This is a genomic window from Mycobacteriales bacterium, from assembly GCA_035995165.1.
In the GTDB taxonomy this organism is placed as follows: domain Bacteria; phylum Actinomycetota; class Actinomycetes; order Mycobacteriales; family CADCTP01; genus CADCTP01.
In genome coordinates this window covers 1-25,038 of the sequence record DASYKU010000002.1, presented here as the reverse complement: position 1 = coordinate 25,038, position 25,038 = coordinate 1, and the positions used below count along the sequence as shown (strand labels likewise).

Sequence of the window (25,038 nt, the reverse complement as noted above, 5' to 3'; positions counted from 1 at the left end):
CTTGCCTCCTCGTACGACCCGACCCGATGCCGGTCGAGCGTGGAGGATAGCGGTCGCCCCGGATCAGCCGATCCGGTCGAGGAACTCCCGCGAGCGCTGGATCACCTGTGCCGCGGCGTCCGCGTCGTAGGAGGGCAGCGAGCTGTCGGAGAACAGGTGCTTGTCGCCGGAGTAGGTGAACAGCTCGGCCCCGGGGCCGACGATCGAGACGAGCTCCCTGGCCGCGTCGAGGTCGCCCTCCAGCGCGAAGATCGGGTCGGCGTCCATGCCGTGGATCTGCACCGGCACGCCCTGCGGCCACGGGCCGAACGCCCAGTCGCCGGTCAGCGGGATGCAGGACTCGTAGAGCAGCGCGCCGCGGGCGCCGGGCCGGGTCTGGGTCAGCCGCTGCGCCGTGGCCGCGCCCCAGGAGAAGCCGGCGTAGACCAGGCCCTCGGGCAGGTCGGCGACGATCTTGTCCGCGCGCTCGCCGAGCGTCTCCTCCCCGATGCTCTGGACCTGCTTGATGCCGTCCTCGACGGTCGGCGGCAGCGCCCCGTCGAACAGGTCCGGCGTGTGCACGGTGTGCCCGCCCGCGCGCAGCTGGTCGGCGAACGCGCGCATCCCCTCGGTGAGCCCCTGGACGTGGTGGAAGAGCAGGACTTCGGCCATCTCTAGACTCCCTCTCATCGGACTACGCTGGTCGAACGGTCCATAACTCTAGAATGGTCCAGAGATGTCGGTCAATGAGCAGATCCCCGACTACGGCCTCGACGAGATGCTCGTGGTCACGGCGCCCGAGCAGCTGCGGGCGCTGGCCGACCCGCTGCGCGGCACCCTGCTCGACCTGATGCTGGAGCGGGCCGCGACCGTGACCGAGCTGGCCCGGGCCGTCGACCGCCCCAAGAGCACCATCGCCTACCACGTGAACCTGCTGGTCGAGACGCACCTGCTCAAGATCGTCCGCACCCGCCGGGTCCGCGCCATCGAGGAGCGCTTCTACGGCCGCGTCGCCCGTACCTACTACGTCGGCGCGCTGCACCGCCAGGAGGACAAGCAGGTCGTCGCCCGGATGAACGGCCTGGCCGAGGCGACCGCCGAGTCCGCCGCCGCGCACGCCGCCGACGACCTGCGCTGCACGCTCGTACACGCCCGGATCGCGCGCGAGGACGTCCGCGCGTTCTGGGCCGAGGTCCAGGAGCTCGCCCGCCGGTTCGCCCAGATCCCGCGCGCCGGCGACCAGGTCTACGGGTTCGTCGCCGGCCTCTATCCCACCGACGCCCCCACCCTCCCGGACCCGGCCGCCTGAGCTCAGAGCACCCGCTGCGACCGGCGGCGGCCGGCCCGGTAGCTCGCGACGGCGAGGCCGAGGTAGCCGGCGACGATGAGGCCGATCACGACGATCGGCGGCCACGGGCTCCCCCGCAGGACCACGAACCAGACGATCCCGATGGCGACCGCGGTCGGGATCCCGACCAGGTGCCGCCACCACGGCATGTACGTCATCTTGGTCCACCACCGCAGCAACACGCCCCAGGTATACCCCGTCACGGCCGGTGCCGGGCGTCGGCCGAGCCGGTCCGCTCGCGCAGGCGCCCCGCGTCCTGGCCGGGCGGCGCGCCGAACAGGCGGCGGTACTCCCGGTTGACCGGGTCGGGCTGTCGTACCCGGCCGGACCCCCGGCTGTGGGGCGAGCTCCGCTACTGAGGAACGGCGCGTTCGCCGAGGGTGAGGCGGACCTGCTGCGTGAGGGTGATGCGGCCGTCCGGGCCGCGGGCGGCGTCGAGGTGGGCGGCCGCGGCGTCCATGACCTCGTCCCGGTCGGCTTCGGGGACGGACTCCCACATCGCCCGCTGCCCGTGCGAGCGGGACCAGGTCCGCCACTGCGCCGCGTCCTGGAAGGTCACCGAGACCTCCAGGCCGGCCGTCCGGACGCCGGTGAACCCGGCCGCGGTGAGGAGGTCCTCCACCCCGGCGTCGCTGGCGAACGGGCCGGACTCGCCGCTGGTGCGGGGATCAAGGAGATGGGCGGGCAGGAACGGCCGGAACACCGAGTCGAGGTCCACCCAGGCCTGGTCCCGGGGTCCGAACGTCGAGATGCCGAGCCGGCCGCCGGGTGCGAGCAGCTCCAGCCAGGACCGCAGCGCCGCGCCCGGATCGGGCAGGAAGAAGATCACCAGCGACGACACCGCCAGGTCGTACGACTCGGGCGGGAGATCCGGCGCGCTCGCGTCCATCACGTGCAGGTCCACTGTGGACAGACCGCGGGCGCCGGCGTCGGCGGCGGTGCGGGCCACCATCGCGGCGGACAGGTCGATGCCGGTGACCCGGCCGGCCGGCCCGACCGCCGCGACGAGTGGGAACAGCGCCGCACCCCGCCCACACCCCAGATCGAGCGCACGCTCGCCGCCGATCGGCGCGACCGCCCGGACGAGGGCCTCCCCGATCGGCGCGAACCACGGCACCCCGACGTTCTCGTACGACGCCGCCACCCGGTCGAACAAGGCCGCGATCCCGGCGCTGCGCGACGCTGACCCCGTCGGGGAAGGTCCTGACACCGGCGGCATGCTCAGCTCCAGCCGTAGTGGGTGCGGAGTTCGTGGGCGACCCCGTCGAAGCGGGCGTGGTCGAGGATCGCGCCTTCGCGGCGGAGGGCGTGGTCGGGGACCTCGAGTACGCGGTCGAGGCGGAGGAAGGACGGCCGGGACTCGCCGTCCCAGGGTCCTGATCCGATCGGGAACCAGTTCTGCTCGCCGCGGTGGTCCGGCTGGCTGGACAGCATCAGGCCGAGCAGGTGCCCGTGGCTGCGGCCGACCACGAGCAGCGGCCGGTCCTTGCCGCGCCCGTCGTTCTCCTCGTACGGGACCCAGGCCCAGACCACCTCGCCGGGATCCGCGTCCCCGTCGAGTCGCGGCGCGTACACGATCGTCCGCGCCCGGTCCCGCGTCGGCGCGGTGCGGACCGCCGGCCTGCCCCCAGGACGACCCGACAGAACCCGCCGCAACATGCCGCCCAGCTTCACCACGCCGACAGCATGCCAGGGCGGCCGGAAGCTCAGTGGGGCTTCAGACCGTCGATGATCATACGGAGGATGCGGTCGGTGCGGTCGCGGCCGTGGCGGGCGGGGTCGAGGCGCCAGAGCACGCTCAGCTGGAGCAGGACGTCCTCCGGGTCGAGGCCGGGCTTGAGCTCCCCCGCCTTCGCGCCGGCGGTGAGCAGCGTGCCGATCGCCGCCACGAACGGGTCGTAGGCCGGGTCGTCGAGGCCGCCGTTGGTCGCGGCGTGGACGATCTCCGAGATCCCGTACTTGAGCCGGGCGTAGTGGCCGACCTCGTCCAGCCAGCGTTGCAGGGCGTCGAGCGGCGGGTGCTCCCGCAGCAGCTCCGGGGCCAGCGCGATCAGCCGGTCCAGGTCGTCCCGGTAGACCTCGAGGACCAGCGACTCCCGGGTCGGGAAGTTGCGGTAGAGCGTGCCGATGCCGACCTCGGCGCGCCGGGCGATCTCGGACAGGGACGCCGAGCCGTCCTCGACCAGCGCGTCCCGGGCCGCGGCCAGGATCCGCACACGGTTGTCCCGTGCGTCCGAGCGCTTCCACTGTGCGTTCACCCGCACCCTCCGACCGTCGACTACGTGGAGCCCCTCCAGTACGGAGCTGCAACTAATGGAGGGGTCTCCACTTTATCCGGAGGGAGCACGTCATGTCAGGACGCGTGCTGGTCACCGGCGGCACCGGCTACATCGGCGGCTGGTGCGTCGCCGAACTGCTCCGCCGCGGCTGCCCGGTCCGTACGACGGCCCGCCGGCCGGAGGCTGCCCGCGCCGGTCGGCCGGGCGACGCCGGGCGGTCGAATGGGACGGGGCCGGCATGAGCGTCTCCGTCCGTAGTGGGACGCGATGGTGCATGGCCACGCTCCCAGCAGTGCAGCAACACCATCTGGCCACCCACCAGCGTCCAGTGCTCGGGATGCCGCTGGGCGACTTGCAGAATTGCGATCCATGCGTCTCGATGGGCCTTCACAAGAGGGGGAAGCACAATCGGCCCGCTCATGTGACGTCCGCGCCTTGAGCTCCGTCGACCCGGGCCTTGGCCGCCGCTCGCTCCGCTTTCCTTGCTTGTGATCGCGCGGCCTTCGCCCGCTCATGGGCTCGCTTGGCAGCCACCTCCGCCTTGGCTGCTCGCATCGCGTGCTTGGCCGCTGCTGCCTGCGTCTTGGCTGCCCGTGCTTCGCCGGTCCCTTCGGGCGGCGCAGATCCCGTCGTGGCGCCCGACTGCCTCTTCGAAGGGCCAGTAAGGACCTGGTCGATCACCTGTTCGGCCAAGAGCCTCCGTACGGCCGCCGACTCCCGAGGGCCACCGTGAGCAGACAAATCAGCCAGGACCCATCCCAACGGCAGCGGACTAGCCGGGAGTTCAGGTGCCACGTGCAGGAACACGTTTGACTGCGAGGATTCGATCAGGAGGAACTGCTGCTGGAGACCCTCGAGACTGTCGGCTGCGACCCACCCCTCAAACTCTCCGACAACGGCGATCCCCGATCGAGAGTCGCTGAAGCCCGCCGGCACGACCCGCGAATCGTCACTCAAGTCCTGGAGGTCGGCCGGGGCCACCAAGAATCGACGGATCGGCGGTGCCGCCGCAGCCAGCCATGAGCGGAGGAGGCTCGCGGGATCACCTTCCTGGAGAAGGGCGTCCAGCCTGCCTTGGAGTCGCGCTCGTTCGCTTGCAGACACGCTTACTGGTATGCCGGACAGACTGTCAAGCAGCGCCTGCGCCATGCGAGGGCTCAACGGGCGACTGCGATACCTCGCTCGCGGCAACTCTGCGATGGGAATCAGCCATGATCGGCCCACTCGGCGGGCGGAGAGACGGTCCGCCTCGATGAGGGCCTGCACACGCCGTTCGGAGACACCGAGCCAGCTGGCCGCCTCCTTGACGCTGACGTCCCTGACGCCGGAGCTCCTCATGGCACAACTATACGGCTGCGCGAAGAGAAGTTTCTACATCTTCCCTTCGCGCAGCCGTACAGAAGTGATCCGTCACCCGGAGGTGCCGCGATACCCGCGTCCGTGCACGCGTGACGTGGGGCGGCCCGTCCGATCATGCTCCCTGGCCGTCGTGGACAGGTGCCGACCGAGGAGCTGGTGCGCCGCAAGGGCGCCAAGCCGATCGATGACCCGCATTCGATGGCGTACGGCGCGTTCACTTCAGATGAGGAGCTGGACGAGTTCCTGGTCTTCATCCGGGAGCAGCGCAACGCCGACCTCACCTGACCGTGCGGTACGTCGTACTGGACACGGACGTAGCGTCGCGGATCCTGCGAGACCGTCTCAGCCCAGCGCTGACGGCTCGCATCGCCGGCGCGGTGTGGTTCGTGTCCTTCGTGACGGTCGGCGAACTGTGGCAGTGGACAGGTGGCAGCTCCTCTACGCCGGCGTCGCTGCCGGTGGGCCCGATTGCCTCAGCGACGCCGTATGGAGCGCCGTAAACCAGGTCCGGCTAGTCGTGGACCTGCCCGGCCTGCCTCTGCGAGCTGACCCTGTCGCCGGTTATAGAGACCCATGCCGAGCTGAGTCAGACCCAGGAGGCTCCAGACGATCGCCAGGACCAGCCGATCGTCGCGCTCACGAGTAGTAGCCCAACCGACAGCGACAACCAGCAAACCAACGCCGATGACCGCCTGCAGCCACCACATGCGGTACTGAAGCGGCGGCCGGGAGGGCGGCCGGCGGGGATCGGTCACGCCCAGCCTGTACCCGCCGGCGCATCCGAACCGAACCTGCTGCGGTTCGGTGAGCAAGTCGACGTCCAGGTAATCGGAGGCGGCACCGACCGCGTACTGACTCCGGAGCGGGTGGCGGCGTACCTGGCGACGTACGCCACCAAATCCGCCGAGGACTTCGGTCTCGGTGAGCGCCGGCTGTCCGGGGTTGCGCTCGACGGCGTCGGCGTCTCCGCGCACGTCGCCCGCATCGTCCGTACCGCCTGGGACCTTGGTGCTGTCAACGAACGAACGCCCGGCCTGAGCTGGCCGGACGGTCCGTCGGCCCTGCTCACAAGGGTGGAGCTGAGGGGACTCGAACCCCTGACCCCCACACTGCCAGTGTGGTGCGCTACCAGCTGCGCCACAGCCCCTTGGTACGACGATCGATGGTACATGCTGGCGGGGAGGCACTGTCGGGTGGGAGGTGGGAGCGTCGTGACGCATCGGATCCCGGAGCTGTGGGACGCCGAGCCCGGCTACCTGAACACGGCCACGTACGGGCTGCCGCCGCACCAGACGCTGCGGGAACTGCGGCTGGTGCTGGACGGCTGGCGGGGCGGGCGGACCAACCGCGGCGTGTGGGAAGAGAGCGTCGAGCGGGCGCGGCATTCGTTCGGGCGGCTGGTCGGGGCGGACACCGCGGACGTGGCGATCGGTGGGACGGTGTCGGCGCTGGTCGGGCTGGTCGCGGCCGCGCTTCCCGACGGCGCCCGGGTGCTGGTGCCGGACATCGAGTTCACCTCGAACGTCTTCCCCTACCTCGTGCACGCCGGCCGCGGGGTGGAGGTCGTCGCGGTGCCGGTGGGCGATCTCGTCGACGCGATCGACGAGCGGGTGACCGCCGTGGCATACAGCGTGGTGCAGTCCGCGACCGGACAGGTCACCGACATGTCCGCGGTCGCGAAGAAGGCCCGGGCGTACGGGGCGATCACGATCGCCGACGCGACCCAGGCCGTGGGCTGGCTGCCCACCCACGCCGGGAACGCCGACGTGCTGGTCTGCGGGGCGTACAAGTGGCTGATGTCGCCGCGGGGGACGGCCTTCCTGGTGATCCGGCCGGAGCTGGCCGAGCGGGTGGTGCCGCTGAGCGCCGGATGGTTCGCGGGCGAGGTGCCGGACGATTCCTACTACGGCCTGCCGCTGCGGCTGGCCAAGGACGCCCGCCGCTTCGACGTCTCCCCCGGCTGGTTCGACTGGGTCGGGACGGCCGCCTCGCTGGCGGTGGTCGAGTCGATCGGGATCCAGGCCGTGCACGCGCACGACGTCGCGCTCGCCAACCGGTTCCGGACCGGGCTCGGGCTGCCGCCGGGCGACTCCGCGATCGTGTCCCTGACCAGGCCGGACGCGGCCGAGCGGTTCGCGGCGGCCGGCATCACGGCGTCGATCCGCAACGGCTCGCTGCGGGTCGCGTTCCACCTCTACAACACCGAGGCCGACGCGGACGCCGCGATCGAGGCGCTCACCCAGCGCTGATCATCCGCGACGCTACTCGCCCGGTCGGGGCATTCCTGCGACGACCGGATGCCGGAAGGATCTCCCTGTGCGGGGTGGCGGCGTGTTCGGGCGACGGGACCCGGCCGACTCCGCCCCCCAGGCCGGCCTGGTCCGCCGCGGCCGCAACGCCGCCCGGGTCGGCGACTTCGCCGCGGCGGTGCAGGCTCAGGAGGCCGCGGCCGAGGCGGTCCGCGGCACCGATGACCGGGCCCTCGGCCCGGTCCTGTACGACCTCGGCTACTCGCTGCTGTCCTCCGGCCGGCCCGAGGAGGCGGTCGCGGCGCTGGACGAGGCCGAGGAGGCGTACGGGCGGCTGCCGGGGCGGCGGTTGCCGGTCGCGGACCGGATCGCGGACGTGCAGGCCCGGCGGGCCACCGCGTACGGGCTGGCCGGGGCGGGGGCGTCCGCGATCGTGGACGCGCAGTCGGCGGTGCTGCACTACCGGCAGACGGCCGGGGACGATCCCGACGACCCGCGGCAGCGGGAGCTGGCCCGGGTGCTGGCCGCGAACGCCGATGTCCAGGCCGCGTACGGGGACCCGGACCTGGCGGTGGGGTCGGCCGACCTCGCGGTCCGGCTCTACCTGAACCAGCCGGGCGAGCGGGGCGCCGACGTCGCCCAGCTGCGCCGGGCGCTGACGGTCGCGATCGCCGTGCACACCGCGCACGGGCGGCGCGACCTGGCCGACCAGGCCGGCACGGTGACCCGGCGGATCGGCGGGCTGCCCGGCGGGGTGCCGACCGTGCTGGGCGAGCGGCAGAACTCGACCCACCCACCGATGCTCGCGGTGACCGTGGCGACCGCGCTGGACGCGGCCCGGCAGCGGCTCGGGCGGCAGCCGCCGCGGATCGGCGACCGCGCGGTCGTCCGGCCGGCGGTGGACGTCGAGCTGGTGGTGCCGATGGACCGGGCGGTGGTCCCGCTCGGGTACGGCGCCCGGTCGGCGGACGCGGCCGCGCGGCTCGGCGGCACCCTGGCGGTCTCGGCCGCGCAGCTGCTGCCGCTGGACCCGGTACGCGGGGCCCGGCTCGGGGTGGAGGCGCACGCGCTGCTGGCCGGCGCGTCGCGGCTGGAGTCGGAGGCGCTGCGCTACCAGCTGCCGTCGCTCGGGCCGCCGTGGGCCGCGGTGCTGCTCGCCGTCTCGCGCCGGGCCGAGGGCGACCGCGATCCGGCGCTGGCGATGGACCTGGCCGCGTGGGCCGGCGGGGTCGCCGAGCAGTTGTTCCCGGCCACGCTGGTCGACCGCGAGGCTCGTACGGTGGCGGTCGAGGTGCTCGACCACCACGGGCGGTTGCTGGCGCTGCGGGGCGAGGACGACCGGGCCCGCGACGCCGCCCACGCCGCCGCCCGCCTCCGCGGCATGGTGTGAAGCGTCAGAGCGCGCTGTCGACGGCGGCGGTGACGCCGGCGAGGGAGACGTCGGAGACCGGGTGCCCGTCGACCAGGACCGTCGGCACCGCGAGGATCCCGCCCTGGTCCGCCGAGTCGCTGATCTTCGAGACGAAGTCCGCGTACTTCTTCGACGTCACGCAGTCGGAGAACGTGTTCTGCGCGGCCCCGGCCGGGATCCCGGCCTGCGGCCCGAGCGCGACGAGCTGGTCGTCGCTGAGCCCGGCCGCGGTCGGCTGCTGGCCGAAGACCAGCGAGTGGTACTGCTGGAACACCCCGGCGTCGGCCGCGCAGTAGAGCGCCGCCGCCCCGCGGGAGGAGTACTTCGTGGTCGACCCGGAGTCCTGGAAGGCGACCACGTAGTACTTCACCCGGGCCGTGCTCGACTTCATCCAGCTCTGCAGCTGCGGGTCGGTCTGCTGCTCGAAGGTCACGCAGACCTTGCACTGCGTGTCCTCGTACACCTCGATGGTGACGCGGGCGCCGTCCCGGCCGAACTGGACGCCGTCGGCGACGCTGACCGCCTGCGGCGACGGGCCGTCGTCCCCGGACACGCGGGCCACCTGTACGCCGATCCCGGCCCCGGTGACGAGCACGAGCAGTACGCCGGCGAGCACGCCCGCCCGCGTCACCCGGCGCTGGGCCCGGGCGTCGCGGGCGCGGGCCAGCTCGGCCTGCCGGCGACGCGCCTCCGCGGTCCGCCGCGGCCCGGTCCGGACCTCCGGCAGCGCGGCCGCGGCCCACCCGCGGATCCGGTCGTCCAGCGCGAACCGGGTCGCCGGCCACAGCACCAGCGCCACCGCGGCCAGCAGCAGCACGACGCCGACGACGATCTCGACCGGATAGCCGGTCGACTGCCCGGCCGGCACCGTGCCACCGCCGCCGAAGCAGCCGCATCCGATCCGCAGCCCGCGGGCGACGACCGAGCTGAGCGCGACCAGGAACAACACGAACACCGCGGCCGAGACCACCGCCGCGACCCGGGTCGCCAGCCCCAGCAGCAGGAGCAGGGCCAGCGCGAGCGCCAGGAACGGCAGCCCGTAGCCGACGCCGCGCTCGAGCACGTCCGGCAGCAGCTGGTACGCCCGGACCGCCCGTACCGACGCCGCCGGGTCCCCGAGCCGGCCCACCGCCACGACGGCCCAGACCGCGGCCAGCGCGATCCGCAGCACGGTCGCGATCCAGACCCGCACCGGCCTAGCCCTCCCTCGCCACGATCGGCAGGTCGTGCCGCAGGTCCTCCGGGCTGCTGCCGGCCACGTACGCGACCCGGGCGTAGTCGTCCGGGCCGTAGAGCAGCTGCTCGGCCGAGTGGGTCTGCCCGTTCTCGCTCGCGACCTGGACCTTGGCCGCGGCCTGGGCGGCCTCGACCTGGGCCTGCGTCCCGGTCAGCCCGACGAACCTCAGCGGCAGGTCGGGGTCGAAGTTGCGCAGCCAGGCGGCGAGGACCTTGCCGGTGTCGCGGGCCGGGTCGGTGGTGACGAAGACGACCTGGACCTTGCTGCGCAGCGGCTCGGCCGTGCCCCGCAGCGCGGCCGCGGTGTCGGCCATCGTGGTCGGGCAGACGTCCGGGCAGTGCGTGTAGCCGAAGAACAGCAGGGTCGGCATCCCCCGTGTCCGGGCCGCGAAGTCGTACGACTTCCCGGTGGTGTCGGTCAGCGTGAACGTCGGCCGGGGCTGGGCCGGCTGCAGCTCCAGCCCCCGGTACGTCCCGGCCTGGGTCGGCTCGGCCGAGATCGCCGGACCGGAGGACGCCGCCATCGACGACGTCGAGCAGCCGGTCAACGCGATCAGTCCGACCACCGCAGCTGCTGCCAGCTGCTTCCTCACGATGTGGCTCCTCCCGGCGCGGGTGCGGTGATCGAGATGACCGGCACGTCGATCAGGACCTGACCGGCCTTGTCGAAGTGCAGCAGCAGGCTCACCGTGTCCCCGGCCCGCAGGGTGCCGGTGAGCTTGTCCAGCATGATGTGGCCCTTGGCCGGCGTCAGGCTGACCGTCGCGTTGGCCGGCACCTGCAGCGGCGTGGACTTCGCGTCCGCACCGGCGACCATCGCGGCCGCGTCGGCGTGCACGGTGGTCGTCGTCGCCGCCCCGCAGTACGCCGAGCTCAGCGTGTCCGCGGTCGAGCCGTTGTTCTGCACGGTCAGGTACGCCGCGGCCACGTCCGGCGAGGCCGGCTGCCGGATGTACGCCTGCCCGATGGTCAGGTCCCCGACCGTGGTGCCGTTGACGGTGAGCGGGGCCGCGGTGGCCCCGCCCGGCGCGGCCGCGGTCTCCCCGGCCTGGTCCCGGGCGCCGGCGACGAGGCCGCCGACCCCGAGGAGCACGGCCACCGCGGCCGCCACGAACCCCATCGGCAGCCCGGACCGGCGGCGCGGCCGCTGCTCGGGCGGCGCCGGGGTCGGTGTCGGGGGGAGGCTCACTGGGCTGGCTCTATGCTCCGGTGGACGTGGAGACGGGGTTGCGGGTCCCGTCCACGGTAGTCCGCCGCCTCCTACCGGTCGCAGCCAGCGCCAGCGCGGCGAGGCCGGCGACCAGGCCGATGCCGCCGACGACGTACGCGCCGGTGACCGAGCTCTTGCTGGCGTCGTCACCGGACGCGGCCGCGGCCGGGGTGCTGGTGGCGGGAGTCGACGTGGACGTGGTCCCGGCCGCGGCCAGCGTCAGCGTCGGCGCCGGGTGCTCGGGCTCCTCGGTGCTGCCGGCCGCCGCCTGCTCGATCCAGGACACGGTGGTGCCGTCGCTGTAGTTCTGGATGGCCTTGAACACCATCTGGTCGGCCTTGGGCAGCGGGCCGACGGACAAATTGAAGTCCTGGTACTCCCCCGGCTTGATACCGCCGGCGGTCGCCTTCCAGTCCACGACCGACGGGTAGTCGGTGACCTTGTTGCCGTCGTCGTCGGTCAGCGGGGTCGCCAGCTTCGCGGTGGTGACCGTGTACGTCCAGCCCGCGATCGGCTGCACCGCCACCGACGCCAGCGGCGCGTCCGCCGGCAGCTGGACCTTCAGCTCGGTCGCGTTGGCCTTGTCGACCTCGTTGGGCATCCGGAAGGTGAGCACGCCGAAGCCGCCCTGGGTCGCCCCGGGCGAGGTGACCGTGACGTGGGCGAGGGCCGGCAGGGCGGTCAGGCCGACGGCGGTGGCGGCCACGGCGGCCACGGTGAGCAGCCTGAACACAGGTCGGGACACGATCTGTCCTTTCGGGACGGTGTGAGGTCACCCGATGACGGGTGGTGAGATTCCGGTACGGAAGTGGGAGCTAGGTGACCTTCACGTTCACCTGGGCCACGTCGCGATCGAACTCGGACATCTGCACGCGGATGACTATCTCCCAGTCCCCGGTCTTGGTCAGCGCGACCGCGGAGGAGGAGTAGATCCCGGTGCCGGTCTTCTGCATCTGGATCGGCAGTGGGCCGTACTGCGCGGAGGGCAGCGCCTCGGTGGCGGTGACGGCCTGCGCGTTCACCGGCTTGCCGGCGGTGTCGAGGACGCTGATCGTCATCGTGTTCTGGCCGACCTTGGCCGGGGTCAGCGTGACCTGGGCGGTGCCGCCGGAGGCGAGCCGGACCGTCTGCTGGACCGGCTTGACGTACGTGGTCCGGGCCGGGGCCTGGGAGACCAGCACCGCGGCGACGGCCAGCACGACGATGCCCAGGACCAGCTCGATTCCGACCGAGGCGCGCAGCCGGCGCACCATCCGGCCGTCGTCGCTCTGGTCCTCGGGCTCCGGCAGCGTGGTGACGGCGCCGTCCTCCTCCTTCACCGACAGCGCATGCACCACCGGCCGCACGTACCGCCGGTTGACGGCCTGGCGGCTGAAGTACGCCACCGCGACGATCAGCAGGAAGCCGATGATCTTGGCCAGCAGCAGCTGCCCGTAGCTGGTGGACCACAGCGCCGGGATCGGCCAGACCTCCCGCCAGGCCTGGTAGGTGCCGGTGATCGTCAGCACGGCCACGCAGCCCAGCGCCAGCTTCGAATACCGGGGCAGGGCCTCGGCCAGCTCCGCGGTCCGCCGCCGCGGCAGCAGGCAGGCGGCCAGGATGATCAGGCCGCCGATCCAGACGCTCGCCGCGGCCAGGTGGCTGGTGTCCGACAGCAGCGCCAGGGTGGGCGCGCTGCCGGCCGCCGCGTGGCCGACCCCGCCGTACGTCGCGAGCACGCCGAGACCGCAGATCGCGGCCAGGTCCTCGTCCCGGGCCCGGGACTTCTCCGCGGTCCGGCTGGGCTCCCGCAGCATCCGGACGGTGAGCACGGCCAGCGCGCCGAGCAGCACCAGCCGCCCGCACAGCATCCGCCCGTACGTGGTGGCGAGGGTGGTCTTGAGCAGGCTCGAGTTGAGCAGGTCGAGCAACCCGGTGCCGGCCGCGTACGGCCCCTGGAGGACCAGGCCGAGGACGGCGCCGATCGTGGCGCCCCACCAGCCGTACCAGATCAGCTTGCGGGCCCTCGGGTCCGTACGCCCGGCGGGCCAGCAGAGCACGACGAAGGCCAGGCCGCCGAACAGCACGATGCCCAGGAAGCCGATGAAGCGCGCGACGTCGAAGACCTTGGTGACCACCCCGTCGGTGCCGCCGCCGGAGACCGAGCCGGTCGCCTCGACCAGCGGGCCGTCCCCGACCACGAACGCGTACGCCCCGTCGATGGGGTGCGAGTCGGCCGAGGTGATCCGGTAGCTGACGATGTAGCTGCCGTCCCCGAGCCCGGGCTTCACCTTGACGGTGATGTCGCGGTTGTTGATCGACGCGTTGCCGTCGCTGACCGTGTTGCCCTTGTTGTCGACCACCTTGAGGTAGCCGCCGCCCAGCGTGACGTCCTCGGAGAAGGTCATCGTGACCTTGGCCGGGACCGCGGTCAGGCGGGAGCTCTCCGCGGGATCGCTGCCGGCCACGGTCGCGTGCGCGAGCGCGGGGGTCGCGCCGCTGATCGCGAGCACGGCCCAGGCACCGAGCAGGGCCAGTACGGCGAAGAGCCGCTTGCGGGCCTTCGGGCTGTGGGAATCGGCTAAAAGGGCAGTCACGCTGCTGATCCTGTCTCCAGAGTCACCGCATCGCCAGCCCTAAGCAGGGGGGTCGAGGGGGCCAGCTTGAGGGCGGGCAACAGATCCGGCACCGGACCCGGGACGGGTTCGCGGTCCGACGAGGAGGGCAGCCCGCGGGGCCGGGTCCGCTCCGGGGTGCCCGGCTGCGGCGGCGCGGCCCGGCCGACCGTGACCAGCAGACCGAACCCGGTGGCGACCAGCAGGTGGGCGAACAGCCGGCCGAGGGCGAGATCGCCCCCGGCCGCGTCGGAGGCGGCCGAGACCGTGACCACCGCGACGAACACCCCGAGCGGGGCCAGCAACGCGTCCGCGGCCCGGGGCCGGGTGGCGACGGTGAGGAACGCGACGGCCAGGGCCAGGTTCCAGGCCCCGACCTCGCGCGCGACGTGCCCGGCGACCATGTCGTCCTGCCCGGTCAGCGCGCCGGACCAGGCCAGCAGCGCCTGCAGGAAGGCGACCACGATCAGCGCGGCCCGCGACACGGCCAGCACCTTGCGCCGGGTCGCGGTCAGCGCCGGCAGCGCGGCGAGCACCGCCGGGACCAGGTCCGGGGTCGGCTCGGCCGGCGCCATCCGCGCCAACCGGGTGATCCGGGCAGCCCGCCCGAACCACCCACGGCAGTCGGAACAGCCGCTAAGGTGCGCGGAGAGCGCCTCCTCGGCGACGCCAGGGGCCTCCCCGTCGAGCTCGGCGGAGAGCGCTTCGCGATACTGGTCACAGCCCACGTACATCCAGTCGGTTCGGAGAGGCGAACGGTTCCCGTGGACATTCCGGTCGATGAGATCACCGAGGCGGCCCTGGCCGCCCGTGAGGGTGATCAGGCCGCCGCGGCCCGGTTCGTCCGGTCCACCCAGGCCGACGTGTGGCGGCTGTGCGCGCACCTCGGCGACCACGGCGAGACCCAGGACCTGGCCCAGGAGGCCTACCTGCGGGCGTTCCGGTCGCTGCCCTCGTTCGAGGGGCGGTCCGCGGCGAAGACCTGGCTGCTCTCGATCGCCCGGCGGACCTGCGCCGACGCCGTGCGCGAGCGCCGCCGGCGGCCCCGCATCGACCCGGGCGCGACCGTGCCCGACCCGCCCACCGGCGGCGACCTGTCCGACGGGGTCGCGCTGCGCCGGCAGGTCGGCGCGCTGCACCCGGACCGGCGCGACGCGTTCGTGCTGACCCAGCTGGTCGGGCTCAGCTACCCGGAGGCGGCCGAGGTCTGCGGCGTGCCGATCGGCACGATCCGGTCCCGGGTCGCCCGCGCCCGCGAGGACCTGGTCGCCGGCCTGTCCGAACGGCCTGGCCGGACAGGCTGAACCGTTCCTTCCGGACCCGCGTGATCACCAAGGACCGAAGGGGACGAGGGTGCTGAACACTTTCCATGGCCTGCCGACGCACGCCCTGATCGTGCACTTGACTGTGGTCGCGCTGCCGACCGCCGCGATCACCGGCATCATCGTGGCGCTCTGGCCCTGGGCCCGCCGGCGGTACGGGGTGCTCGTGGGTCTGCTCGCGATCGTGTCGGCGATCCTGGTCCCGATCACCGTGTCGAGCGGCCAGGACCTCTACAACCGGCAGAGCGCCCGGTTCGGCCCGGCCGACGTCACCGAGGCCGGCCTCATGCAGAAGCACATGGACCTGGCCGAGGCCTTGCCGAAGTGGGTCTACCTGCTGGTCGTCGGCCTCCTGCTGGTGCTGGTGCCGCCGGCGATCGCGTGGAACCGGCGCCGGGCGGCCGGCAGCCACCGGGTGTCCGTACCGGCCGGTGGCGGCTCTCCCACCGGTCGGTCCGGGGTCGTGCCGGCGCGGCGGTCCGGTTTCGCCGGCCGGCTGGAGCTGGCCGAGGAAGGCAGCCCGGGCTGGCAGATGCCGGTGATGCTGGTCGGCATCGTGCTCACGCTGATCGGCGGGATCATGACGCTGATCATGGTCACCCGGGTCGGCGAGGCCGGTGCCCGCGCCGCGTGGGAGCACATCAGCGTGCCGACGCAGTCGCAGACCAACTAAGGGAGTTCGAGCACTCCTCCGGGTACGTTGCGGTTCGTCCGCCGTACACCTGGAGTACACGTGCCCTTTCACATCACGCCGCGTGATGACCGCTTCTTCCCGATGTTCGTCGAAGCGGCCCAGAACCTCGTGTCGGCGACCGACCTGATGGCCGAGTTCGTACACGTGAGCTCCAACCGCGAGCGGCTCGCGAAGCAGCTGCGCGACCACGAGCACGCCGGGGACATGGTGACCCACCGGGTCATCCACGCGCTGAACTCCACCTTCGTCACGCCGTTCGACCGCGAGGACATCTACCAGCTCGCCACGCTGCTGGACGACGTCATGGACTCGATCGAGGCGGCGGCCGACTTCGCCGTGCTCAGCGAGCTGGAGACGCTGCCGGTGGAGATGGGGCGGCAGGTCGAGCTGCTGCAGCGGGCGGCCCGGTGCACGGCCGACGCGATGGGCCGGCTGGTGTCGATGAAGGACCTCGCGCCGTACTGGATCGAGGTCAACCGGCTGGAGAACGAGGCCGACCAGGTCTACCGGGGGCTGCTGTCCCGGCTGTTCTCCGGCACGTACGAGGCCCTGACCGTGCTCAAGCTCAAGCAGGTGGCGGACGACCTGGAGGATGCCGCCGACGCGTTCGAGCACGTGGCGAACGTCGTCGAGACGATCGCCGTGAAGGAGAGCTGAGTGTCCACGGCGACGCTCGGACTGATCATCATCATCCTGGTGGCGCTGGCCTTCGACTACACCAACGGCTTCCACGACTCGGCCAACGCCATCGCCACCACGATCTCGACCAAGGCGCTGACCCCGCGGGCGGCGCTCGGCCTGGCCGCGATCATGAACGTCGTCGGCGCGCTGGTCTCGACGAAGGTCGCCGCCACCGTCGGCGCCGGGATCATCGCCGCCCCGGTCGGCCGCGGCGGCCTGGTCGTGGTCTTCTCGGCCCTTCTCGGCGCGATCACCTGGAACCTGCTCACCTGGTACTTCGGGCTGCCGTCCTCGTCCTCGCACGCGCTGATCGGCGGGCTCGTCGGCGCGGCCATCGCCGCGTCCCGGTCGGTGCAGTGGTCCGGGGTGTTCGACAAGGTCGTGGTCCCGATGGTGCTCTCGCCGCTGGTCGGCTTCGGGCTGGCGTACCTGGCCATGGTCGGGGTGCTGTGGGCGTTCCGGAAGGCGAACCCGCACCGGGCCAACCGCGGCTTCCGGCACGCGCAGATCGGCTCGGCCGCCCTGATGGCCTTCGGGCACGGTACGCAGGACGCGCAGAAGACGATGGGCGTGATCACGCTGGCGCTGGTCACCTCCGGGCACCTGACCGCGTTCCACGTGCCGCTGTGGGTGATCCTGGCCTCGGCCGCGGCGATCAGCGCGGGGACGTACTCGGGCGGCTGGCGGATCATGCGGACGATGGGCCGGCGGATCATCCACCTCACCCCGGCCGACGGCGTGACCGCGCAGTCGGTGGCGAGCGCGGTCATGCTGGGCACCGCGTACGTGTACGCGGTGCCGGTGTCGACGACGCACGTGATCACCTCGTCGGTGATGGGCGTCGGCGCGACCCGGCGGCTGTCCGCGGTGCGCTGGGGCGTGGCCCGCTCGATCGGGGCGGCCTGGGTGCTGACGATCCCGGCCGCGGCGGTGGCGGCGGCGCTGGTCTACCTGGTCAGCGCGGCGATCCTCGGTAGCTGACCCGGCTCAGCCGCGGTGGTGGTGGCAGTCGGCGCAGGTGCCCACGATCTCGATCGTGTGGTCGACGTCGACGAACCCCTGGGCCTCGGCGACCTGCCGGGTCCAGCGCTCGACCTCGCGGCCCTCGATCTCCACGGTCCGCCCGCAGTCGCGGCAGACCAGGTGGTGGTGGTGCCCGGTGCCGCAGATCCGGTAGACCGACTCGCCGTCCGGGCTGCGCAGCACGTCGACCGCGCCGGCGTCGGCCAGTGACTGCAGGTGCCGGTAGACGGTGGTCAGGCCGACCGCCGCGCCGCTGCCGCGCAGTTCCGCGTGCAGGTCCTGGGCACTGGTGAACGCCTCGCGGCGGGCGAGCGCCTCCCGGACCGCGGCGGCCTGCCGGGTCGACCTCTGCTCAGGCATCGACGTTCCTCCCGCCTGCGTTAGGCATGCCTATGTTGCCACCGGCGGCGTTGACCGGCACGGGACCGGCCGCCGGACGCTGCCGGACCAGCGGCGCCAGCAGTACGGACAGGACGAAGAACGCGCACGCGGCCAGCACGATCGCCGCCCCCGCCGCCACCTCGTACGCCTGGGAGACCGCGAGACCGACCACGCCGCTGGCCATACCCAGCCCGACCGCGACGATCGTGGTCGGCCCGATGCGCTCGCACCAGAGCCGGGCCGCCGCGGCCGGCGCGACCACCAGCGCCACCGCCTGCACGGTGCCGACCGCGGGCACCGAGGTGACCACGGTCAGCTCGACCAGCAGCAGCAGGAGCAGGTCGAGCCGGGCCGCCGGGTAACCGGCCGCGACCAGCCCGTCCCGGTCGAACGCCCCGAACACCAGCTCCTTGCCGACCGCGGCCAGCGTGAGCGCGACCGCCACCAGCACCAGCGCGGTCTTGACCAGGTCGCCGGTCTGGACCGTGATGATCGAGCCGACCAGGTACGCCGAGAGGTCCCGGCTGAACCCCGACTGGGCCGACAGCAGCGCGACCCCGAGCGCGAACCCGGCCGAGAGCACCACCCCGACCGCGGCGGTCGAGTCGCTGCGCGGCCGCTGCGACAGCCAGGCCACCCCGAGCACGACCAGGATGCCGAACAGGCCCGAGCCGAGCAGCAGGTCCACGCCGGCCAGCGCGGCGAGCACCACGCCCGGGAACGTCGCGTGCGTCATCGCCATCGTGAAGAACGACAGTCGCCGCAGCACCACGTGCACGCCGACCAGCCCGCACAGCGCGCCCACCAGCACCGCCTCGACCAAGGCGCGCCGCGCATAGTCGTCCGCGAACAAGCTCACTCCCGCTCCTCGGACTCCGGCCGGTCGGCCCTCGTCGCTCCCGGCACGCGCTGCGAGCCCTCGCGCGTGCTCATGCGCGGGCCTTCCGGAGGGCGGCGACGCCGGCGGCCAGCCCGTACAGGACGACGAGGACGAGGACGACGGTGGCGCCGGAGGCCAGCCGCAGCCCGTGGTTGACCGAGGCCTGCCAGGACGCGACGAGCCCGAGCCAGCCGCCGAGCGCGGCCACCACGATCGCGGCCAGCGTGATCCCGGCCAGCCGGTCGGACAGCAGCCGGCCGGCCGCGCCCGGCACCACCAGCAGCGCGATGACCAGCACCGTGCCCACGGCCCGGACGGCGGCCACGACCACCAGCGCGACGGCCAGGTTGAGCACGAGGTCCAGCAGCAGCACCCGGTAGCCGCGGGCCTCGGCGCCGGCCGGGTCGAACGCCCGCAGCAGCAACTCCTTGCCCAGCAGCCCGAGCAGCAGCAGCACGATCGCGCCGAGCACCGCCGTGACCAGGATCTGGGTGCGGTCCACGGTGAGGATTCGCCCGAACAGGAACGCGGTCAGGTCGGTGGTGAACCCGGCCCGCCGCGACACTAGGATCACCCCGAACGCGAAGAACCCGGTGAGCACGATCGCCATCGACGCGTCCTCGGTCACCCGGGCCCGCGCCGCCAGCACGGTCAGCAGCACCGCCGACAGCACCGCGAAGACCAGCGCGCCCCAGACGATCCCGCCGGTGCCGGCGACCAGGAAGCCGATCACCACGCCCGGGAACACGGTGTGGGTGAGCACGTCGGAGACGAACGCCAGCCGGCGCAGCACCACGAACACGCTCACGATCGCGGCGACCACCCCGAGCAGCAGCGCCTCCAGCAGCGCCCGCTGCATGAACGCGCTGTGGAACGGATCGAGCAGGAACGACATCACCGGGCCACGATCACCGCGTCGTCGCCGCTGACGGCCAGCGCCTGTCCCCCGTACGCGGCCCGCAGCAGCTCCGGGGTCAGCGTCGCCTCGGTCGGCCCGAACGCGACCTGGTGCCGGTTGAGCAGGCAGACCTCGTCGCAGGCGAGGTGGGCCAGCGCGAGGTCGTGGGTGGAGACGACGACCGCGGCGCCCTGCTCCTGCAGCGCCGTGAGCGCCTGCAGCAGCGCCTGCTGGCTGACCGCGTCGACCCCGTTGAACGGCTCGTCCAGCAGCAGCAGCCGCGGCTGCTGGGCGATCGCCCGGGCCAGCAGGACCCGCTGCCGCTGCCCGCCGGACAGCGTGCCGAACCGGTCCCGGCTCCGGTCGGCCAGCCCGACCTGCGCCAGCGCCTCGGCCGCGATCGCCCTGTCGGCCGCGCCGGGCCGGCGCAGCCAGCCGACGTCGCGGTACCGCCCCATCAGCACGACCTGGCCGACCGAGATCGGGAACTGGGCGTCGAGCGTGTCGACCTGCGGGACGTACGCGACCTCGCGGCGGGCCTTGGCCGGCGCCCGGCCGAGCACCTCGACCCGGCCCCCGACCACGTCCACCAGCCCGAGCACGGAGCGCAGCAGCGTCGACTTGCCCGCGCCGTTCGGGCCGATCAGGGCGACCGCCTGTCCACTGTGGACGATGCCGTCGACGTCCTCGACGACGGTCGCCCGGCCGTACGCGAGGCTGGCGTGCTCGAACCGCAGCGCGACGTCAGACACGCCCGCCCAGCGCCTTCACGATCGTGTCGGTGTTGTGCCGCTCGGCCCCCAGGTACGTCCCGCCGGGCGAGCCGACCGGCCCGAGCCCGTCCGCGAACAGCGAGTCCTCGCCGCCGACCACCTGCACGCCGGCCTCCTGGGCGACCGTCTGCGCGGTCTTCGGCGGCAGCGACGACTCCGAGAACACGGCTCGCACGCCGGTCTGCTTGATCCTGGTGACCAGGTCGGACAGCTCCTTGCCGGACAGCTCGGCCGAACTGTCGAAGCTCGGGATGATCGAGCCGACGAACGTGATCCCGTACCGGGCGCAGTAGTAGCCGAACGCGTCGTGGTTGGTCACCAGCTGTCGCTGGGCCGCCGGGATCGAGGCGATCTCGGCCTTGTCGCGCGCGTCCAGCGCCGCCAGCTGCGCCTGGTACGCGGTGGCGTTCTTCTGGTAGGTGGCCGCGCCGGCCGGGTCCTTGCTCTCCAGCGCGGCCGCGATGTTGCCGACCATGATCGAGGCGTCGGCCGGGTCGTGCCAGATGTGCGGATCGCCCATCGGGTCCGCGGAGTCGCCGGGCCGGATCGTGACGCCGTGGCTGCTGTCGACGACCTGGCCGCCGTACCCGGACGAGCTGACCGTGTCGTCCAGCCAGTGCTCCAGGCCGACGCCGCTCTTGACCACGACGTCGGCGTCGGCGATGGCCTGGACGTCGGCCGGCGAGGGCTCGTAGTCGTGCGGGTCGAGGCCGGGCTTGAGGATCTGGTCGACGTGCACCCGGCCGCCGCCGACGTTGCGGACGAAGTCGGCGACGACCGGGGTCGTGGCGACGACGTCGATCGCCGTGCCGCCGTCCTGGCGCGCCGCGCTGCCGGTGGTGCTGCCGGTCGTCGTGCCGCAGCCGGCCAGGGCGAGCGCCCCGGCCGCCACGACGACGGCCACCCCTCGGATTCTCACGCCTCCCAACCTAGCGAAGTTGAAAACCGTTGTCATCTTCGGAGTTGTGTCATGGGCTCCAGGCCACGGTCCGGGCGCGGTCGAGCGAGCCGAGTACGGCGCCGGGGAAGACGGCCCGGCAGTGCTCGTCCCAGTCGTCGGCGGTCCGCAGCCGGTCCGTCGTCTGGTGGTCGAGCCAGTCCCGGTCGAGCTGCAGCCGCAGCAGCTCGACCGCCGGCCCGACCGGTCGCCGCCGGCCGCGCAGGTCGGCGCCGAACGTGCGCCAGGCCCGGCCGCGGAACCAGGCCCGCGGCACCGGCGACCGGTCGTCGACCAGGTCCACCAGCAACGCCCGCCCGCCGGGCCGCAGCAGCGAGCGGATCCGGTGCAGCGCCGACTCCAGCTCGGCCACGTGGTGCAGCGTGTACGCCGAGAACACCAGGTCGAACCGCCCGTCCGCGGCCGGCTCGACCGTCCGCAGGTCCTGCTGCCGGTACGTGACGTTCGGCCGGGGCCGGTGCCGGCGGGCGAACTCGATCATGGGGTCCGAGAGATCGACGGCGAGCACCTCGTCGTACCGGTCGGCCAGCATCGCGGTCTGCACGCCGGTGCCGCAGCCGAGCTCGACCGCGCGGCCGCCGCGGGCCGGCAGGTGGAACAGCAGCCAGGCCCGCAGGTCCGTGCCGAGCAGTTCCGAGATCCGGTCGTAGCGAGCCGGCAGGTGATCGAAGGACTGCGGGTCCGTCCCGGCGGGCATCACGGTCCGCCCGGTCATCTCGGGGCCGGCAGGCTGATCGACGGGTCCAGGAACTCGTTGGTGGCGATGTCGGTCGCGACCAGCCCGGGCCGCAGCGCCTTGTGCTCGCCGGCGAAGATCGGGCCGTCGATGTCCAGCAGCCGCTGCACCCGCGCCGGGTCGAAGTCACCGAGCATCTTCGTACGGCCGTTGGTGACCAGGCCTTCGTCCCGCATCACGTCGACCGCGTGTCGGGACCGGTCCACCGAGTCCGTGTACGGCTGCCGGGTCGAGTCCACGATGGACAGAACCGTCCGGATGAGAGGGTCGGGCCGGGCCATGAAGTCGACCGTCGCCCGCTGCAACATCGGCACCAGCTTCCGCAGGCAGCCGGCCAGCGCGCCCTTGTCGCCGGAGCGGATCGCGAGCAGGTTGCGGTAGTTGGGATACCCGGAGTCGGCCACCAGCTGGTACGTCAGCGGCTTGCCCCAGGCCGGCACCTCGTGCTCCCACTTCCAGGGCTCGCTGGTCGCGAACCCCTGCACCGCGATCGCACCCCGGCTGGCGGCCAGCCGGGCCGGCGACCCGTCGTACGAACCGTCCACTTGCGACTGTCGCAGCTGGCCGGTGCCGAGCAGGTAGTCCATGTAGGTCCGCTCGCCGTTGAAGAACAGGACCCTGGTGTCGGTCTGGCCGATGTCGGCGATCGTGCCGAAGTCCGGGTGCGTCTTCGGATCCCACATGATCACCAGCGGATCCACGTCGTACGGGGTCATCACGCCGGTGACCGGCTGGTCCTTCGAGTTCTGGATGGCCTCGTCGAGCGGGATCATGCCGAGGGTGATCGAGCGGTCCGCGTACATCTGGGCCGAGACCTGCTGGAAGCCGATGGCCGGACCGCCGGCCCGGATCTCGATCCGGACGCCGGTGTCGACGCCGTGCGAGACCAGCGGGCCGGTGACCCGCTTGCGGGCCGGGTCCACCGTGTAGCCGCGCCCGAGCAGTTCGTACGCGGCGAAGTGCTCGATCTGGGTGAACCACGACGTCTGCACGACCACGGTGGCGGGGCAGATGCCGCGCAGGCTGTTGTCGCCGGCCGCGGCCGACTGACCGCCCTCCCCCGCGGCCGGGCCGCCGGTCGAGCACCCGGCCGCGAGGGCGGCGGCCAGCGCGACGGCGAGCAGGAACCGGGACCGATGTCGGGGCAGCATGAGGCGACTCCTCGGACGAGAGGGAGTGATGACAGATGGCGCTTTCATGATGCACATCTGCTGCTCATTGAGCAAGATCGTCCTCGGCCGTCCGTCTCCGCACCTGCCCGCTGATCGGACCCCCGCGCCGCAAGGATGCTTCCCGGTGATGCATCATTGCGGTGGAGTGAAGGCGATGCAGTCCCTACTGTCTGCGGGACGCGGAGCGGACGGTGGTGACATGGCGGAGCAGAGCGACGCGACCGAGAGTGCCGCGGGACCGGAGGACCGGGCCCGGCTGAAGGCGTTCGGGCTGCGGATCAAGCTGCTCCGGGTCAGCCGCGGCTGGTCGCAAGAGCAACTGGCCGAGGCGGCCGGGATGCACCGCACGTTCATCGGCCAGGTCGAGCGCGGTCAGCGCGGCCTGAACGTACTGGGCCTCTGGCGGCTGGCCGGGGCGTTCAACATCGCCATCGGCGACCTGTTCGTCGACGTCGAAGGCCGCCCGATCCCCTGATGCGGATCTCAGTCATGCTCGCGGTGCCGGACGCGGCGGCGGCCACGGACTGGTATCGGCGCGCGCTCGGCGCCACCGTGCTCTGGGACCTCGGCTCGGTCGTCGGGCTGTCGGTCGACGGCGCCCCGTTCTTCCTGGCCTCGCCGCAGGGCAACGCGTGGTCCACGCCGTCCGCCGCCGGGACGACGACGGCCCGGATCGAGGTCTTCACCGCCGACCCGGACGCGGTCGTCGCCCGCGCGGTCGCCGCCGGCGCCGTCTGCGACGACCCGGTCCGCGACCATGCGACGCCCTGGGGTCCGCACCGGCAGGGCGCCTTCTGGGATCCGTACGGGCATCGCTGGCTGGTCGGCGACGCCTCCCCGTTGCCCTAGGCCGGGCCTGGTTCGGGCACCGCCGGTCTTGCTGGTGAGCGAGTTGACGTTGTCCAGGAGCTCGCCCGACCGGCGGTCGACGAAGCGGTGACGGCCTCCCGGGCGGACCCGAAGAGCACGGCATACGCGGCGACCCGATCGGTCGGCGGGCCGCCGGGACGTGGGTTCGCGGGGCCTCGGCCCCCCGCGGCAGACAGACGAAACACCTCCTGTCCGCCTTCGCGGACAGGAGGTGCCTAGGTGCCTGGGTGTGGACCTTCGGGACCACTACTCGAACCGCACCAGACGGAACGCGGGGTCCGCGGGGGTCGCCCCCGCGGCAGACAAAGAGAGTGGCCCCTGGCCCGCGCTTTCCGCGGACAGGGGCCGGTCACTCGCGGACCCTCGGGACCACTACACGAACCGCACCAGACGGAACGCGGGATCCGCGGGGGTCGCCCCCGCGGCAGACAAAGAGAGCGCCCCTGGCCCGCGCTTTCCGCCGACGGGGGCCGGTCACTCGCGGAGCTTCGGGACCACTACTCGAACCGCACCAGACGGAACGCGGGGCCCGCGGGGGTCGCCCCCGCGGCAGACAAAGAGAGCGACCCCTGGCCCGCGCTTTCCGCGGGCAGGGGCCACCGGTCACTCGTGGAGGTGGCGGGAATCGAACCCGCGTCCTCCGGCGGTTTGACAGGGCTTCTCCGGGCGCAGCTCGTGATGTCTCTACTCGGCCCCACCGGTCTTCAGAGCAAGCCGGTGTGACGGGCCCAGTCGCTGTGAGTTGTCCCTGGGCGATCCGCGACCGATCACCCAGGTGAGCTTCCTCGCTGACGCCAGGAACCGGGCCGGAAGCACTCCCGGGCTGACGGAGATCTACCTCACCTAAGCGGCGAGGGCGACCTCAGAGCGCGAACTGATGTTGGCGCTTGTAGTTTGCAACGGGTGGATTAACGAGATCATCGTTGCCTTCCTCGGCCCGCTTCCCCTGTCTCGACGTCCGAAGTCGAAACCTTTCACCCCCTGG

29 protein-coding genes, 1 tRNA gene and 1 other RNA gene are annotated in these 25,038 nt (G+C 72.7%); 11 read left to right on the top strand and 20 right to left on the bottom strand.

Annotation, left to right across the window (positions count from 1 at the left end):
- Window positions 1–63 precede the first annotated feature (63 nt).
- Window positions 64–651 carry a dienelactone hydrolase family protein gene (locus tag VGP36_00265; protein HEV7653159.1) on the bottom strand — a complete coding sequence of 196 codons (588 nt, stop codon included), beginning with the start codon at window positions 649–651 and terminating at the stop codon, window positions 64–66.
- Between the two features lie 64 nt (window positions 652–715).
- Here VGP36_00265 and VGP36_00260 point away from each other — a divergent pair, with 64 nt between their 5' ends.
- Complete coding sequence (locus tag VGP36_00260; protein ID HEV7653158.1) at window positions 716–1,288, top strand: helix-turn-helix domain-containing protein; 573 nt, start codon at window positions 716–718, stop codon at window positions 1,286–1,288.
- 2 nt (window positions 1,289–1,290) lie between these two features.
- Here the strand turns inward: VGP36_00260 and VGP36_00255 are convergent, their stop codons facing one another.
- From VGP36_00255 to VGP36_00240, 4 genes are all read right to left on the bottom strand, one after another.
- Window positions 1,291–1,509, bottom strand: a complete 219-nt coding sequence (locus tag VGP36_00255) for a hypothetical protein (protein HEV7653157.1) — start codon at window positions 1,507–1,509, stop codon at window positions 1,291–1,293.
- A 170-nt stretch (window positions 1,510–1,679) separates the two neighbouring features.
- Window positions 1,680–2,483: a methyltransferase domain-containing protein gene (locus VGP36_00250; protein HEV7653156.1), complete on the bottom strand. Its 804-nt coding sequence runs from the start codon at window positions 2,481–2,483 to the stop codon at window positions 1,680–1,682.
- A gap of 65 nt (window positions 2,484–2,548) precedes the next feature.
- Window positions 2,549–2,986: a type II toxin-antitoxin system PemK/MazF family toxin gene (locus VGP36_00245; protein ID HEV7653155.1), complete on the bottom strand. Its 438-nt coding sequence runs from the start codon at window positions 2,984–2,986 to the stop codon at window positions 2,549–2,551.
- Window positions 2,987–3,033: 47 nt separating this feature from the next.
- Complete coding sequence (locus VGP36_00240; protein ID HEV7653154.1) at window positions 3,034–3,591, bottom strand: TetR/AcrR family transcriptional regulator; 558 nt, start codon at window positions 3,589–3,591, stop codon at window positions 3,034–3,036.
- A gap of 86 nt (window positions 3,592–3,677) precedes the next feature.
- On the opposite strand from VGP36_00240, the gene VGP36_00235 reads away from it, so the two are divergent.
- Both VGP36_00235 and VGP36_00230 read left to right on the top strand, forming a co-directional pair.
- Entirely contained in the window at window positions 3,678–3,848 is a 171-nt protein-coding gene (locus tag VGP36_00235) for an NAD-dependent epimerase/dehydratase family protein (GenBank protein ID HEV7653153.1), read from the top strand.
- A gap of 1,255 nt (window positions 3,849–5,103) precedes the next feature.
- Window positions 5,104–5,250, top strand: a complete 147-nt coding sequence (locus tag VGP36_00230; GenBank protein ID HEV7653152.1) for a hypothetical protein — start codon at window positions 5,104–5,106, stop codon at window positions 5,248–5,250.
- A gap of 789 nt (window positions 5,251–6,039) precedes the next feature.
- Here the strand turns inward: VGP36_00230 and VGP36_00225 are convergent.
- Window positions 6,040–6,112 (bottom strand) — tRNA-Ala (locus VGP36_00225).
- Window positions 6,113–6,176: 64 nt separating this feature from the next.
- Here VGP36_00225 and VGP36_00220 point away from each other — a divergent pair.
- Both VGP36_00220 and VGP36_00215 read left to right on the top strand, forming a co-directional pair.
- Entirely contained in the window at window positions 6,177–7,214 is a 1,038-nt protein-coding gene (locus tag VGP36_00220; protein ID HEV7653151.1) for an aminotransferase class V-fold PLP-dependent enzyme, read from the top strand.
- A gap of 82 nt (window positions 7,215–7,296) precedes the next feature.
- On the top strand, window positions 7,297–8,604 hold the full coding sequence (locus VGP36_00215) for a hypothetical protein (GenBank protein ID HEV7653150.1): 1,308 nt from the start codon (window positions 7,297–7,299) through the stop codon (window positions 8,602–8,604).
- 4 nt (window positions 8,605–8,608) lie between these two features.
- Here VGP36_00215 and VGP36_00210 read toward each other — a convergent pair whose 3' ends face one another.
- From VGP36_00210 to VGP36_00185, 6 genes are all read right to left on the bottom strand, one after another.
- The gene (locus VGP36_00210) at window positions 8,609–9,817 is read right to left on the bottom strand and encodes a MauE/DoxX family redox-associated membrane protein (GenBank protein ID HEV7653149.1); all 1,209 of its coding nucleotides are present in this window, start codon (window positions 9,815–9,817) and stop codon (window positions 8,609–8,611) included.
- A gap of 4 nt (window positions 9,818–9,821) precedes the next feature.
- On the bottom strand, window positions 9,822–10,454 hold the full coding sequence (locus VGP36_00205) for an SCO family protein (protein ID HEV7653148.1): 633 nt from the start codon (window positions 10,452–10,454) through the stop codon (window positions 9,822–9,824).
- Window positions 10,451–11,050, bottom strand: coding sequence for a copper chaperone PCu(A)C (locus tag VGP36_00200; protein HEV7653147.1), 600 nt, complete (start codon window positions 11,048–11,050; stop codon window positions 10,451–10,453). The genes VGP36_00205 and VGP36_00200 overlap by 4 nt, the downstream gene beginning before the upstream one ends.
- A gap of 10 nt (window positions 11,051–11,060) precedes the next feature.
- Window positions 11,061–11,816, bottom strand: a complete 756-nt coding sequence (locus VGP36_00195) for a YcnI family protein (GenBank protein ID HEV7653146.1) — start codon at window positions 11,814–11,816, stop codon at window positions 11,061–11,063.
- Window positions 11,817–11,886: 70 nt separating this feature from the next.
- Entirely contained in the window at window positions 11,887–13,647 is a 1,761-nt protein-coding gene (locus VGP36_00190; GenBank protein HEV7653145.1) for a FixH family protein, read from the bottom strand.
- Window positions 13,644–14,240, bottom strand: a complete 597-nt coding sequence (locus VGP36_00185; GenBank protein HEV7653144.1) for a hypothetical protein — start codon at window positions 14,238–14,240, stop codon at window positions 13,644–13,646. Before VGP36_00185 ends, VGP36_00190 begins: the two co-directional genes overlap by 4 nt.
- Before the next feature lie 189 nt (window positions 14,241–14,429).
- Here VGP36_00185 and VGP36_00180 point away from each other — a divergent pair, with 189 nt between their 5' ends.
- Genes VGP36_00180 through VGP36_00165 form a run of 4 tightly spaced genes read left to right on the top strand, consistent with a single transcriptional unit; the run spans window position 14,430 to window position 17,343 of the window.
- Complete coding sequence (locus VGP36_00180) at window positions 14,430–14,969, top strand: sigma-70 family RNA polymerase sigma factor (protein HEV7653143.1); 540 nt, start codon at window positions 14,430–14,432, stop codon at window positions 14,967–14,969.
- Between the two features lie 49 nt (window positions 14,970–15,018).
- Window positions 15,019–15,660, top strand: a complete 642-nt coding sequence (locus tag VGP36_00175; GenBank protein HEV7653142.1) for a hypothetical protein — start codon at window positions 15,019–15,021, stop codon at window positions 15,658–15,660.
- Between the two features lie 60 nt (window positions 15,661–15,720).
- Window positions 15,721–16,338, top strand: a complete 618-nt coding sequence (locus VGP36_00170) for a DUF47 family protein (protein HEV7653141.1) — start codon at window positions 15,721–15,723, stop codon at window positions 16,336–16,338.
- Window positions 16,339–17,343, top strand: coding sequence for an inorganic phosphate transporter (locus VGP36_00165; GenBank protein ID HEV7653140.1), 1,005 nt, complete (start codon window positions 16,339–16,341; stop codon window positions 17,341–17,343).
- Between the two features lie 6 nt (window positions 17,344–17,349).
- Here the strand turns inward: VGP36_00165 and VGP36_00160 are convergent, their stop codons facing one another.
- The 7 genes from VGP36_00160 to VGP36_00130 form a co-directional block, all read right to left on the bottom strand.
- A complete protein-coding gene (locus VGP36_00160; protein HEV7653139.1) occupies window positions 17,350–17,745 on the bottom strand; it encodes a Fur family transcriptional regulator in 396 nt (131 codons plus the stop codon).
- Complete coding sequence (locus tag VGP36_00155) at window positions 17,738–18,625, bottom strand: metal ABC transporter permease (GenBank protein HEV7653138.1); 888 nt, start codon at window positions 18,623–18,625, stop codon at window positions 17,738–17,740. The genes VGP36_00160 and VGP36_00155 overlap by 8 nt, the downstream gene beginning before the upstream one ends.
- A 70-nt stretch (window positions 18,626–18,695) precedes the next feature.
- Window positions 18,696–19,541, bottom strand: a complete 846-nt coding sequence (locus tag VGP36_00150) for a metal ABC transporter permease (protein ID HEV7653137.1) — start codon at window positions 19,539–19,541, stop codon at window positions 18,696–18,698.
- Window positions 19,541–20,296, bottom strand: a complete 756-nt coding sequence (locus VGP36_00145; protein HEV7653136.1) for a metal ABC transporter ATP-binding protein — start codon at window positions 20,294–20,296, stop codon at window positions 19,541–19,543. Before VGP36_00145 ends, VGP36_00150 begins: the two co-directional genes overlap by 1 nt.
- Window positions 20,289–21,221, bottom strand: coding sequence for a metal ABC transporter substrate-binding protein (locus VGP36_00140; protein HEV7653135.1), 933 nt, complete (start codon window positions 21,219–21,221; stop codon window positions 20,289–20,291). The genes VGP36_00145 and VGP36_00140 overlap by 8 nt, the downstream gene beginning before the upstream one ends.
- A 64-nt stretch (window positions 21,222–21,285) precedes the next feature.
- On the bottom strand, window positions 21,286–21,972 hold the full coding sequence (locus tag VGP36_00135; protein ID HEV7653134.1) for a class I SAM-dependent methyltransferase: 687 nt from the start codon (window positions 21,970–21,972) through the stop codon (window positions 21,286–21,288).
- A gap of 14 nt (window positions 21,973–21,986) precedes the next feature.
- Window positions 21,987–23,162, bottom strand: a complete 1,176-nt coding sequence (locus VGP36_00130) for an ABC transporter substrate-binding protein (GenBank protein ID HEV7653133.1) — start codon at window positions 23,160–23,162, stop codon at window positions 21,987–21,989.
- A gap of 220 nt (window positions 23,163–23,382) precedes the next feature.
- Here VGP36_00130 and VGP36_00125 point away from each other — a divergent pair, with 220 nt between their 5' ends.
- The gene (locus VGP36_00125; GenBank protein ID HEV7653132.1) at window positions 23,383–23,658 is read left to right on the top strand and encodes a helix-turn-helix transcriptional regulator; all 276 of its coding nucleotides are present in this window, start codon (window positions 23,383–23,385) and stop codon (window positions 23,656–23,658) included.
- Window positions 23,658–24,032 carry a VOC family protein gene (locus VGP36_00120; protein ID HEV7653131.1) on the top strand — a complete coding sequence of 125 codons (375 nt, stop codon included), beginning with the start codon at window positions 23,658–23,660 and terminating at the stop codon, window positions 24,030–24,032. The genes VGP36_00125 and VGP36_00120 overlap by 1 nt, the downstream gene beginning before the upstream one ends.
- A gap of 628 nt (window positions 24,033–24,660) precedes the next feature.
- On the opposite strand, the gene ssrA is transcribed toward VGP36_00120, so the two are convergent.
- Window positions 24,661–25,035, bottom strand: a transfer-messenger RNA (tmRNA) gene (gene ssrA / locus VGP36_00115).
- Between the last annotated feature and the right edge of the window lie 3 nt (window positions 25,036–25,038).